This window comes from Streptomyces sp. DT190, assembly GCF_049846985.1.
GTDB lineage: Bacteria > Actinomycetota > Actinomycetes > Streptomycetales > Streptomycetaceae > Streptomyces.
The window spans coordinates 515,915-528,421 of sequence record NZ_JBNCNM010000002.1; the positions used below are offsets into that span (position 1 = coordinate 515,915).

A 12,507-nucleotide genomic window follows, 5' to 3' on the forward strand; every position below is an offset into this window, starting at 1 on the left:
TGGCGAACGGGCCCGGGTCGCGCCCCCTTGTGACCCCTGGCACTTTCTCGCGTGGCCCGTGCCCAGATGGGCATGAGCCCCTCTGGACGGGCGCCGGATCTCACCATGCGATATCACGGAGGGGATTTTCGGACGCTCGTTAGACTGAGCCGACCGCGGTACGAATGCGTATGAGCGGATAGAGACGGATTGAGCGAGGAGCGCACGTGGGCCTTGTCGTGCAGAAGTACGGAGGCTCCTCCGTAGCCGATGCCGAGGGCATCAAGCGCGTCGCCAAGCGGATCGTGGAAGCGAAGCAGAACGGCAACCAGGTGGTTGCCGTGGTTTCCGCGATGGGCGACACGACGGACGAGCTGATCGATCTCGCCGAGCAGGTTTCCCCGATGCCTGCCGGGCGCGAGCTCGACATGCTGCTGACCGCCGGAGAGCGGATCTCCATGGCCCTGCTGGCCATGGCGATCAAGAACCTGGGCCACGAGGCCCAGTCGTTCACCGGCAGCCAGGCAGGTGTCATCACCGACTCGGTCCACAACAAAGCCCGGATCATCGACGTCACGCCGGGTCGCATCAAGACCTCGGTGGACGAGGGCAACATCGCGATCGTCGCCGGTTTCCAGGGCGTCAGCCAGGACACCAAGGACATCACCACCCTCGGCCGCGGCGGCTCCGACACCACGGCGGTGGCCCTGGCGGCCGCCCTCGACGCCGACGTGTGCGAGATCTACACCGACGTCGACGGCGTGTTCACCGCCGACCCGCGCGTGGTGAAGAAGGCCCGGAAGATCGACTGGATCTCCTTCGAGGACATGCTCGAACTGGCGGCGTCCGGGTCCAAGGTGCTGCTCCACCGCTGTGTGGAGTACGCCCGCCGGTACAACATCCCGATCCACGTCCGGTCCAGCTTCAGCGGACTGCAGGGCACGTGGGTCAGCAGCGAGCCGATCGAGCAAGGGGACAAGCAGGTGGAGCAGGCTCTCATCTCCGGTGTCGCGCACGACACCTCCGAGGCCAAGGTCACGGTCGTCGGCGTGCCGGACAAGCCGGGCGAGGCGGCCTCGATCTTCCGCACGATCGCCGACGCCGAGATCAACATCGACATGGTCGTGCAGAACGTGTCCGCCGCCTCCACGGGCCTGACGGACATCTCCTTCACGCTGCCGAAGACCGAGGGCCGCAAGGCCATCGACGCGCTGGAGAAGAACAAGGCCGGCATCGGCTTCGACTCCCTGCGCTACGACGACCAGATCGGCAAGATCTCCCTCGTCGGCGCCGGCATGAAGACCAACCCGGGCGTCACGGCCGACTTCTTCACTGCCCTGTCCGACGCGGGCGTGAACATCGAGCTGATCTCGACCTCCGAGATCCGCATCTCGGTCGTCACGCGCGCCGACGACGTCCCCGAGGCCGTCCGCGCCGTGCACTCCGCGTTCGGGCTCGACTCCGACAGCGACGAGGCCGTCGTCTACGGAGGCACCGGCCGCTGATGGCCGACCTTCGACGGGGCGGCGGCCGGACCGGCCGGTCGGGCCGGCCCACGCTCGCCGTGGTGGGAGCGACCGGAGCCGTCGGCACGGTCCTGCTCCAGATCCTCTCCCAGCGGGCGGACGTCTGGGGCGAGATCCGACTCGTCGCCTCACCGCGCTCGGCCGGCCGCAAGCTGGCCGTGCGCGGCGAGGAGACCGAGGTCGTGGCCCTCACCGAGGAGGCCTTCGACGGCGTGGACGTCGCCCTGTTCGACGTCCCCGACGAGGTCGCCGAGCGGTGGGCGCCCCTGGCCGCCGCCAAGGGCGCGGTGGTGGTCGACAACTCGGGCACGTTCCGGATGGACCCGGACGTGCCCCTCGTCGTGCCCGAGGTCAATCCGCACACCGTGCGCATGCGCCCGCGCGGCATCATCGCCAACCCCAGCTGCACGACGCTCTCCATGATCGTGGCCCTGGGCGCGCTGCACGCCGAGTTCGGCCTGCGCGAGCTGGTCGCCTCCACCTACCAGGCCGTCAGCGGTGCCGGGCGCGACGGCGTGGCCACCCTGCGGCAGCAGTTGTCCCTGGTCGCCGGCACGGAACTCGGCACCGGCCCCGGTGACGTACGGCGGGCCGTCGGCGACCGCACCGGGCCCTTCCCCGAGCCGGTCGTGCTGAACGTCGTGCCGTGGGCCGGCGAGGCGCGCGAGGACGGCTGGTCCTCCGAGGAACTGAAGGTGCGCGACGAGTCCCGCAAGATCCTCGGACTGCCCGGGCTGCCCGTCGCCGTCACCTGCGTGCGCGTCCCCGTGATCACCACGCACTCCCTGACCCTGCACGCCCGCTTCGAGGGCGAGGTCACCGTCGACAAGGCCCGCGAGATCCTGGCCACGGCGCCCGGCGTCGTGCTGTTCGACAACCCGGCCGCGGGCGAGTTCCCGACCCCCGCCGACGTCGTCGGCACCGACCCGACCTGGGTCGGTCGGGTGCGCCGGGCCCTGGACGACCCGACGGCGCTCGAACTCTTCGTGTGCGGGGACAACCTGCGCAAGGGCTCCGCGCTCAACACCGCGCAGATCGCCGAGCTGGTCGCGGCCGAGCTGCCCTGACGGACCGGCCGGCCGCGGGGCCGGGGCGTGGCGGGCGTTTCACCACGGCAAAACCCCGGGCCGATGTCAGAGGTGCTTTGTAGGATCTGTGGACGCCATGTGAGCAGGTCGATGGTCCGGACCACTTGTCCCGGGCCCGTCGGCGGCAGAGGATTTACCTCCCCGCCCTCCGCAACCGCGCGGAGGGCGGGGAGCGTCTTTGCGGTCGCCTCTTCGGCCGCGAGAGCGCTTCTCAGGCGTGGGGACGCCTGGAACCGGACGTGGGGACGTCCGTTCACATCTGGACATAGGGGAAGAGCGGGACGCATGAGGGCATGTGATGCACCATCGGTTGTGCTGCCTGACGCGGGTAGACCGTCGACGACGACGGCCGACCTGAAAGTGATGCCCGGCACGTACAACCCTCACGGGGGTCAGCGTGTCCAACAGGCGTGGCAGAGGTTCTCGACTTCAGCGCGGCACGCGGCACGGTCCTCCGACCGCCCCGTCCGGCGGCTCTCCGACCCCGCATGCCCGGTACGCCCGGTGGCATGCCGGTGATCGCGCCCGTGCCCGCAGCGCGGCCGGCCCGCATCCCGAACCAGCGTGACGGCGCCGAGGACGGTGTCGCGGCCGGTACGACCGTCGACCACCTCACCGAGACCTACCGGGCGCACTACCGCTCCCTGCTGGGTCTCGCCGCCCTCCTCCTCGACGACACCGCCTCCTGCGAGGACGTCGTCCAGGAGGCCTTCATCCGTGTCCACTCCGCCCGCAAGCGGGTGCGCGACCCCGAGAAGACCCTGGCGTACCTGCGCCAGACGGTCGTGAACCTCTCGCGGTCGGCGCTGCGCCGCCGCATCCTCGGCCTGAAGCTGCTGTCGAAGCCCATGCCCGACATGGCCAGCGCCGAGGAAGGCGCCTACGACCAGCTGGAGCGCGACTCCCTCATCAAGGCGATGAAGGGCCTGCAGCGCCGCCAGCGCGAGGTGCTGGTGCTGCGCTACTTCGCCGACATGACCGAGGCGCAGGTCGCCGAGACGCTCGGCATATCCCTGGGCTCGGTCAAGGCGTACGGTTCGCGGGGGATCGCGGCGCTCAGGGTCGCCATGGAGGCGCCGGCATGAGCGAACCGGACGGCGCGCGCCGTGACGGGCGCGACCGGCACGAGCCCTTCGAGTGGCACGAGCCGACAAGGCTGCACGGGCAAGATCCGAAGCAATCGCACGCTGGGAACGGAACTGTGAACCACGGCCCCGACGACCAGAGCCCCCAAGGGCTCGACTCGGACGAGCTGGACCTGCGCACGATGCTGCACCAGGCGGTGCAGGAGGTGGAGCCGCGCGACGGCACGCTGGAGTACCTGCGCAAGGCGGTGCCCCAGCGGCGCACCCGCAAGCGGCAGGCCGTCGTGGGCATGGCCGCCGCCGCGCTCTTCATCGGCACCGCCATCCCCGCTCTCGTCCACGTCTCCAACGCCACCGGCTCCGACGCCAACCCGTCCGCCATCGGCCACGCCTCCGAGACCCAGGGCGGCGCGAGCCAGGGCAAGGGCCCCGACGGCGGCGGCAGCAGCACGGGCGGCTCCTCGGACAGGTCCGAGGGCAAGGAGAAGGACGACAAGAAGGAGAAGGAGAAGGACAAGGGCGGCGGCTCCGGCACCGGCAGCGGCACGTCCCAGGGCACCGGACCCTCCTCCACCACCACCGCCGGCATCTCCGCCTGCACCGCGGCCCAGCTCGGCCCGGCGGCGGGCAGCAGCAGCGCCCCCGACTCCACCGGCGCCGTCTCCGGCTCCTTCCGCGTCACGAACGTCTCCGGCGTGGCCTGCACGGTCAGCGGCCCCGGCTCGGTGAGCGCGGCGCCGCAGGGCGCGGCCGACATCAGCAAGGTCGGCGCGGCCCGGCACATGTCCGGGGACGCGGCGGCCGGCCTGCTGCCCGACCCGTCCCTGGAGGCCGCCGAGGTGGTGCTCCAGCCGGGCCTGGGCTACGACGTGAGGTTCGCCTGGGTGCCCTCGGAGACCTGCCCGTCGGACGGCGGCAGCGTCGGCGGCCCCGACCCCACCCCCGACCCGACCCCCTCGGAGGACCCGGCGACCACGGCCGGCACGTCCACCGGCGGCGACACGGGCACGGCCCCGCAACTGGTCCGGGAGGACGGCACGGTCGACGGCAGCGTCGCGGTCGTCTACACGCCCGGCACGGGCTCCGGCGGCACGTCGGTCGTCGTCCCGAACGCGTGCGCGGGGACGGTGTACTGGACGGGAATGCTGACGGGGGCGTAGCCGGGCCCTCGGTGCCGTCGAGGTCGAGGGCGTCCAGGTCGGCCGAGATGTCCCCCCGGCGGCCGCCGCTGCGGGTGCCCGAGCCCTCGGCCGGCACGGCGCACGGTAGGGACCTCCGCGCAACGCCGGGCGGCGGGCCTGCCCGGCATCAGCGCGGGCGCCTGCTCACCGGGCGTCTCGGGCGGACGCCCGCTCACTCAGGGCCTCAGTCGGGGCGCCTGTTCACCGGGCGTCTCAGTCCGGGCGCTCGCTCACTCGGGCCCTCAGCCCGGACTCCCGCTCACCGGGCGTCTCAATCCGGGCGCTCGCTCACGGGGCGCCCCAGCCCGGACGCCCGCTACTCGGTATGGCAGGCGGGGAACCCGCTCACTTGGCGGCGGCGGCCTCCGCCGGGGCCGGCTCCTCGTCCGGTACCAGCCCCAGCGCCGCGTCCCGGGCGAACTCCACCTCGCGCCGCAGCAGCCGGAACCACATGAAGATCACGAACCCGACGAAGGCGAACCACTCGGCGGTGTAACCGAGGTTCTGGAACGCCTTCAAGTCCAGCCCGGTGTCCGGCGGGGCCGCGGCCGGCACGGCCTTCATCCCCGAGTCGCCCCGCGTCAGCGTGACCCACGCGTCGTACACGTCGTAGGGCACCAGGTTCACCAGCGACGCCGCGCTGATCGCCCCGGTCTGCCCGGCCGGCAACCCGCCCTGCGCACGGACCCCGTTGTCCCCGGGAGTCTCCGACGCCTGCAGCGCCCCGGTCACCGTGACCTCACCGCGCGGCGCCGCGGGCGCCTTCGCCGGGTCGGCCGTCCCGGGCAGCCACCCGCGCACCACCGGCAGCGCCTCACCCGAGTCGGTGCGCAGCAGCGTGAGCACGTAGAAGCCCTGCCGGCCGTCGAGCTCACGCCCCGGCACCAGCAGCTGCCTGCCGTAGCGGCCGGTCGCGGTGACCGGCTTGCCGGACGTCGCCTTGGTCACCGGCAGCATCTCCCCGAGCGGCCGCGGCGCCTCGCGCCCGGCCTCGGAGACCTGTTCGGTCGCGGTGCGATGGTCCTGCACGCGGTCCTCGAACCGGCCCAGCTGCCAGGACCCCATGAAGATGCAGAACGGGATCGACAGCACTACGAAGAGGTTGATCCCCCACCATCGGGGCGTCAGCAGAAACCGGTACACACCCCCACGGTACGGGGCCGCCGCCCGCTCCCGGCCCGCGGGGTGGGCGTCGTCCCGGGGGGTATGCGGTGGAGGTTGTCCACAGGCTGGGGGCCTGGCCAGCGAAAGGACGGCTGAGGCGGGCAGTATGGGGCCATGACTGAGAGCAACGGGCCCGGCGCACGGGATGAGCGGGACCAGCACGAGCACGTGGTGGCGGCGGGACAGCAGGAGCGGATGCCGGACTGGGAGAAGCGCTTCCGGGCACCCCGGGTGTCCCTGCCCGACTGGGCGGAGGACGCGCCGGACCGCTCCCTGTTCGTGTCGAACGCGACGGGGACGTACGAGCTGTACGCGTGGGACCGGGCGACGGGCGAGCAGCGCCAGGTGACGGACCGGCCCAACGGCACGACGGACGGTGTGCTGTCGCCGGACGGCGCGTGGATCTGGTGGTTCGACGACAAGGACGGCGACGAGTTCGGTGTGTGGCGCCGCCAGCCCTTCGAGGGCGGCCCGGACGAACCGGCCGCCGAGGGCCTGGAGGCCTCCTACCCGGCGGGCCTCGCCCTCGGCCGGGACGGCCGTACGGCGGTCGTGGGCCGCTCCACGGACGAGGACGGCACGACGATCCACCTCGTCCGCACCGGCGAGGCCCCGGTGGAGATCTACCGCCACCGCGAGTCGGCCGGCGTCGGCGACCTGTCCCACGACGGTTCGCTCATCGCCATCGAGCACACCGAGCACGGCGACGCCATGCACTCGGCCCTGCGCGTCCTGCGCCCGGACGGCACGGCGGTGGCCGACCTCGACGACACCGAGGGCGGCACGCGCGAGCTGGGCCTGGAGGTCCTCGGCTTCGCGCCCGTCGACGGCGACACGCGCCTGCTCATCGGCCACCAGCGCCGCGGCCGCTGGGAGCCCCTCGTCTGGGACGTGGCCACCGGCGAGGAGGCGGACCTGGCGCTGGAGCTGCCCGGCGACGTCAGCGCCGAGTGGTACCCGGACGGCACGGGCCTGCTCGTCGCACACAGCTTCGAGGCCCGCAGCGAGCTGTTCCGCTACGACCTGGCGAGCCGCGCCCTGACGGAGATCCCGACCCCGCCCGGCACGGTCTCCGGCGCCACGGCCCGGCCCGACGGCAGCGTGGAGTACCTGTGGTCCTCGGCGGCCGAGCCGTCGGCGGTGCGCTCCACGGCGGGCGGTGTCGTCCTCGACCCGCCCGGCATGAAGTCGCCCGGCTCGGTGCCCGTGGAGGACGTGTGGGTGGAGGGGCCGGGCGGCCGCATCCACGCCCTCGTCCAGAAGCCGCGGGGCGCCACCGGCCCGCTCCCCACGGTCTTCGACATCCACGGCGGCCCGACCTGGCACGACAGCGACTCCTTCGCCGCGGGTCCGGCCGCCTGGGTCGACCACGGCTATGCGGTGATCCGTGTCAACTACCGCGGCTCCACGGGCTACGGCCGCGCCTGGACGGACGCCCTGAAGCACCGCGTGGGCCTCATCGAGCTGGAGGACATCGCCGCGGTCCGCGCGTGGGCCGTCTCCTCGGGCCTGGCCGACCCCGAGCGGCTCGTCCTCACCGGCGGCTCCTGGGGCGGCTACCTCACCCTGCTCGGCCTCGGCGTCCAGCCCGACGCGTGGGCCGTGGGCATCGCGGCGGTGCCCGTCGCGGACTACGTCACGGCGTACCACGACGAGATGGAGGCGCTGAAGGCGATGGACCGCACGCTGCTCGGCGGCACGCCGGAGGAGGTGCCCGACCGCTTCGAGGCCTCGTCCCCGCTCACGTACGTGGACCAGGTCAAGGCCCCGGTCTACATCTCGGCCGGCGTCAACGACCCGCGCTGCCCGATCCGCCAGATCGAGAACTACATCAAGCGCCTGGAGGCGCGAGGCGCGGTCCACGAGGTGTACCGGTACGACGCCGGGCACGGCTCGCTGGTGGTGGACGAGCGGATCAAGCAGGTCCGGCTGGAACTGGAGTTCGCGGAGCGGCATCTCAAGGGGGTGGCGAGCGCCCAGTGATGATGAGCGCTCAGTGATGGCGAGCGCTCAGTGATGGCGAGCGTCCAGTGAGGGCGAGCGCCCAGTAGTCCGGTGCCCCGCCGCGCCGGGTCGCCCATCCGATCCGGCCCGGGCACCGGTCGGGGGCACCTCGGGACGCCGGGCCGTGCCGGGACACCGCCCGGCGTCACGCCCCCGCCCGGTCCCGCCGTCTGCGTCCCAGCAGCTCGGCCAGTCCCCGCCGGGTCGCCGCCAGCACCACCCGGTCGCCCGGCCCGAGGACGTACGTGGGAGGCAGGTCCCACACCAGTCCGGAGGCCGGCCCGCCGTCCGCGTCGGGGCTCGCGCCGTCACCGCGCCGTCCTCCGGAGGGTGCCGTGTTGAGCGCCAGCACCCGCCACGCCCCGGCGCGGAACGCCTCGCCGACCGTCCGCCCCTCCAGCTGCGGATGCCCGCCCACCTCGATCTCCGCGAACAGCAGCACCCGCCGCTCCACCGGTATCGCCCCGAGGATCTGCCGCCCCATCATGGCCCCGGCGAACGCGGGCGCGGCCAGGTGGGACACGCTCCGGCTCCGGGTGAGCGCGAAGGGATGCGCGGCCCGGAGCGTGCGGTACACGGCGGTCGCGAAGTCGTCGTCGTACAGCCGCAGCACGACCCGCAGGTCGGGCCGCAGGGACCGGGCGTACAGCGACGCCTCCAGGTTCGTCGTGTCCACGCTGGTGAGCGCCAGCAGGGCGTGCGCCCGGTGGATCTTCGCCGCCTCCAGCACCCCCTCCTGCGTGACGTCCCCGAGCACCACCGGCACCCGCAGCCGCCGCGCCGTGGCGAGCCCTCGTGCCTCCGGGTCGGACTCCACGCACACCACGGGGATGTGCAGCTCCCGCAGCCGCGTCAGCACCCGCGTCCCGATCTTCCCCAGGCCCAGCAGCACCACGTGCCCGCCCAGTCCCCGCGGCGGCTTGCGCAGCGCGGAGGCGCTGCGGAACGTCCCCAGCGCCTCAAGCACCGCGGCCAGCAGCACCGGCAGCAGCAGCAACCCCACCAGCCCGGACAGCAGTTGCAGGATCTGCCGCCCGGTCGAGTCGTGGAACGCGGGATCGTTGATGCCGAACAGGTCGAGCAGCGTCACGTACGTCGCGTACAGCGGATGCTCCCCGGTCACGACCGTCAGGGCGACGGCGAGCGCGAGCACGCACCCCACCAGACCGGCCAGCGACCACCGCAGCCGGCGTGAGAACAGCGAGGCGAACGGCGGCACACCGCCCCGTCCCGAGGGCAGGGACGGCCCCGAGTACGACACCTGCTCCAGCACCACGGTCCCGCGCCCGGTCGCCGCCGCGACCGCCGCCTCGTCCGGCAGCAGCCGCGGCCCCTGCTCGCCGCTGCTCTCGGAACCGTCCGCCCCGGCCGGGTCGTTGCTCGTCGCCGACAGCAACGCCAGCGTGCACAGCCCCGGGTCGGCCACCTCGCCCGGCCGCGGCGGCTGCCGCTCCACCGCCCGCAGCACCAGCCCCTCCGTCTGCACGACCTTGCTGGTGCCGGCCAGAGCGGTGGCGGCCAGCGCGGGCGCGGCCGTGTCGGCGTCGGACAGCACGGTCGTCGACGCGTCGAGCCCCGCGGACCCCGGCCCCGTCCCGGAGGCCACCGCGGCCGTCTGGTCGAGCAGTTCCTCGATGTGCTGCCCCAACCGCCGGTTGTACAGCCGCAGGACGAGTCGCAGGCGCGGGTTGAGCCGGCGGGCGGTGAGGGCGGCGCGGATGTTGGTCTCGTCGTCGTCGTACACGAGCGCCAGCGCCGCGGCCCGGTCGGCGCCCGCCTCGCCGAGCACGGCCTCGGTGATCTCGGCGGCCTCCACGACCTGTTCGGGGGCGGCCGGTTCGGCACCGCCCGAGCCCGTCCGGCTGGCCGCGGCGTTCACGAACCGGTCGAGCAGCGCGGCCGACGCGGCACGGGCCCGCCCGACCACCGGCTGCCGCACCCGGCGCCCCGAGGGCGGCACCACGAGCGTGACCTGTTCACCGTAGACACCGCGCAGTTCGGCGGCCAGTCGGTGCGCGAGTCCGTCGTCACCGCACACGATCATGTGCGTGGCCGGAACACCTGGCTGACCCTGGTTCGGAACGCTCCCCACGGGGAGAAGACTGCCGCACCGGGACCGCCGGTTCCACCGGGGACGGCGCCGCGTGAACGCCGGGGCCGCCCCGCCCGTAAAGCAGGGGAGGGGAGGGACATGCCCTCGCGCACCACCGGAGGTACCGGGCCCGTGGCCACCACGAAGACCGCCCCGGCCGAGCCCGGGAAGACGCACCCGGCCGATCCCGGGAAGACGCACCCGGCCGGGGACGAGAAGGAGGCGGGTCACCACCTCAACTCCCCCCTCGTCCTGACCCTCCTGCTGCTCACGGCGGTGATGTTCCAGGACCCGATCCGCGGCGCCCTGTCCGCGCCCGTGATGCAGAGCTGGATGACGGTGTTCGTCGCGGTGCTGGTCCAGGCGCTGCCGTTCCTGGTGCTCGGCGTGCTGCTGTCGGCGGCGATCGCGGTGTTCGTGCCGCCGTCGTTCTTCGCCCGGGTCCTGCCGAGCCGCCCGGCCCTCGCGGTGCCGGTCGCGGGCGCGGCGGGCGCGGTGCTGCCGGGCTGCGAGTGCGCCTCGGTCCCGGTGGCCGGGGCGCTGGTCCGCAGGGGCGTCACCCCGGCGGCGGCACTGGCGTTCCTCCTGTCGGCACCCGCGATCAACCCGATCGTCCTGACGGCGACGGCCGTGGCGTTCCCCGGCAACCCCGAGATGGTCCTGGCCCGTCTCGTCGCGAGCCTGCTGGTGGCCTGTGCGATGGGCTGGCTCTGGCACCGCGTCGGCCGCGCGGACTGGCTGCGCCTGCCGGCGCGGACGCCGTACGAGGGGCAGGGCAAGGGGGCGGCCTTCTGGGGCTCGGTACGCCACGACGTGACGCACGCGGGCGGTTTCCTGGTGATCGGCGCGATGGCCGCGGCGACCCTGAAGGCCGTGGTCCCGGCGGACTGGCTGGCCCTCGCCGCCGGGCACCCCGTCCTGGCGGTCCTGTCGCTGGCCGTCCTGGCCGTGCTGCTGTCGATCTGCTCGGAGGCGGACGCCTTCGTGGCGGCGTCCCTCACCCAGTTCTCCCTGACGGCCCGTCTGACGTTCCTGGTCGTCGGCCCGATGATCGACCTCAAGCTGTTCGCGATGCAGGCGGGCACCTTCGGCCGTGCCTTCGCCCTGCGCTTCGCCCCCGCCACCTTCGCCCTGGCCGTGGCCGTGTCGGCCCTCACCGGAACGGTCCTGCTGTGAACCGCCTCGCCCAGTCGGCCCTGCTGTTCCTGCTCGGCGCGACCCTCCTGCACGCCGGCACCACCGACCTGTACCTGCGCTACGTCAAGGAGGGCCTGCGCCCCCTGGTGCTGCTGGCGGGCGCGGTCCTGATCGCCACAGCGGTCGCGACCGTCCACTACGACCGCAGGGCACCGGGCCGGGACCACCACCACGAATCCCGCGTCTCCTGGCTGCTCACCCTCCCGGTGCTCGCCCTGATCCTGGTCGCCCCGCCGGCCCTCGGCTCCTACAGCGCGTCCCACACGGGCACGGCCCTGACGAAGCCCTTCGGCTTCCCGGCCCTGCCCGCCGGCGACGGCCCCCTCCGCCTGGCCGTCGCCGACTACGCGGGCCGCGCCGTCTACGACCGGGGCCGCTCCCTGAAGGGCCGGGACCTGAGGATCACCGGTTTCGTCACCCTGGACCGTACGGGCACGCCCTACCTGGTCCGCATGGGCCTCAACTGCTGCGCCGCGGACGCCCAACCGGTCAAGATCGCCCTCACCGGCGACGTCCCGCCGGTCCTGCGCCCCGACACCTGGCTGGAGATCACCGGCCGCTACACCCCCCGCCGTACCGTCGACCCGGTCAACAAGGGCCCCATCCCGTACGTCGAGGTCGTCTCCTCCCGCCCGGTGCCCCCGCCGCACGACCCGTACGACGAGACGTGGAACACCTGAACCGCGGCGTGGCCCGGCGACTTCGGGGTACCCGAAGAACACCGCTGATCAGCGAGGAGTACGCATGAGCACACTCCATGGCGAGCACACGGCGGAACTCGGCCGGCCGTTCCCTCCCGAGAGGGTCCGCGAGGAACTGGCGCGGGCCGACCGCCGCGCGGGCCTGACCCTGGCCACCCTGGGCGCGACCCTGGCCGGGCTCCTCACCGCGATCACCGCGGGCGTCCTCACCCCGAACCAGTACGCGCCGGTCCCCCAGCTCCTGCTGTGGACCGGCTGCGCGGCCTGCGCCCCGGCCCTGGTCCTGCTGCGCCTGGCCACCCGCCTCCAGCCACCGGCCGCCTCCGGCATCCCGCGCCCGCTCCTGGTCCGCACGACCACCGCCAAACACCGCCGTATCCGCCAGGCGACGGTCTGGGGCACGCTATTCGTGATCTTGACCCTGGCCGGAACACTGACGGGATCACTCACTTAACGCGGCACCGGAACAGGACCCGGGAAAGGCCCGGCG

At 73.4% G+C, this 12,507-nt stretch carries 10 protein-coding genes; 8 read left to right on the forward strand and 2 right to left on the reverse strand.

Annotation, left to right across the window (positions count from 1 at the left end):
* Window positions 1-206 precede the first annotated feature (206 nt).
* From ACPXCS_RS05830 to ACPXCS_RS05845, 4 genes are all read left to right on the forward strand, one after another.
* Complete coding sequence (locus ACPXCS_RS05830) at window positions 207-1,484, forward strand: aspartate kinase (RefSeq protein WP_309095133.1); 1,278 nt, start codon at window positions 207-209, stop codon at window positions 1,482-1,484.
* Complete coding sequence (locus ACPXCS_RS05835; RefSeq protein ID WP_425943865.1) at window positions 1,484-2,572, forward strand: aspartate-semialdehyde dehydrogenase; 1,089 nt, start codon at window positions 1,484-1,486, stop codon at window positions 2,570-2,572. Before ACPXCS_RS05830 ends, ACPXCS_RS05835 begins: the two co-directional genes overlap by 1 nt.
* A gap of 530 nt (window positions 2,573-3,102) precedes the next feature.
* Window positions 3,103-3,678 (forward strand): SigE family RNA polymerase sigma factor, encoded by a 576-nt coding sequence (locus ACPXCS_RS05840; protein ID WP_306970667.1) that lies wholly within the window; start codon window positions 3,103-3,105, stop codon window positions 3,676-3,678.
* 116 nt (window positions 3,679-3,794) lie between these two features.
* Entirely contained in the window at window positions 3,795-4,838 is a 1,044-nt protein-coding gene (locus tag ACPXCS_RS05845; RefSeq protein WP_425943862.1) for a hypothetical protein, read from the forward strand.
* Between the two features lie 366 nt (window positions 4,839-5,204).
* Here ACPXCS_RS05845 and ACPXCS_RS05850 read toward each other — a convergent pair whose 3' ends face one another.
* Window positions 5,205-6,002, reverse strand: coding sequence for an SURF1 family protein (locus tag ACPXCS_RS05850; protein ID WP_425943860.1), 798 nt, complete (start codon window positions 6,000-6,002; stop codon window positions 5,205-5,207).
* Between the two features lie 135 nt (window positions 6,003-6,137).
* On the opposite strand from ACPXCS_RS05850, the gene ACPXCS_RS05855 reads away from it, so the two are divergent.
* Window positions 6,138-8,006 (forward strand): S9 family peptidase, encoded by a 1,869-nt coding sequence (locus ACPXCS_RS05855; RefSeq protein ID WP_425943858.1) that lies wholly within the window; start codon window positions 6,138-6,140, stop codon window positions 8,004-8,006.
* A gap of 166 nt (window positions 8,007-8,172) precedes the next feature.
* Here ACPXCS_RS05855 and ACPXCS_RS05860 read toward each other — a convergent pair whose 3' ends face one another.
* A complete protein-coding gene (locus ACPXCS_RS05860) occupies window positions 8,173-10,071 on the reverse strand; it encodes a potassium channel family protein (RefSeq protein WP_425944521.1) in 1,899 nt (632 codons plus the stop codon).
* A gap of 180 nt (window positions 10,072-10,251) precedes the next feature.
* Between ACPXCS_RS05860 and ACPXCS_RS05865 the strand changes: the two genes are divergently transcribed.
* The 3 genes from ACPXCS_RS05865 (at window position 10,252) to ACPXCS_RS05875 (ending at window position 12,471) form a co-directional block, all read left to right on the forward strand.
* The gene (locus ACPXCS_RS05865; RefSeq protein ID WP_425943857.1) at window positions 10,252-11,295 is read left to right on the forward strand and encodes a permease; all 1,044 of its coding nucleotides are present in this window, start codon (window positions 10,252-10,254) and stop codon (window positions 11,293-11,295) included.
* A complete protein-coding gene (locus ACPXCS_RS05870; RefSeq protein WP_425943855.1) occupies window positions 11,292-11,996 on the forward strand; it encodes a TIGR03943 family putative permease subunit in 705 nt (234 codons plus the stop codon). Before ACPXCS_RS05865 ends, ACPXCS_RS05870 begins: the two co-directional genes overlap by 4 nt.
* Window positions 11,997-12,060: 64 nt before the next feature.
* Entirely contained in the window at window positions 12,061-12,471 is a 411-nt protein-coding gene (locus ACPXCS_RS05875; RefSeq protein WP_425943853.1) for a hypothetical protein, read from the forward strand.
* Window positions 12,472-12,507 lie beyond the last annotated feature (36 nt).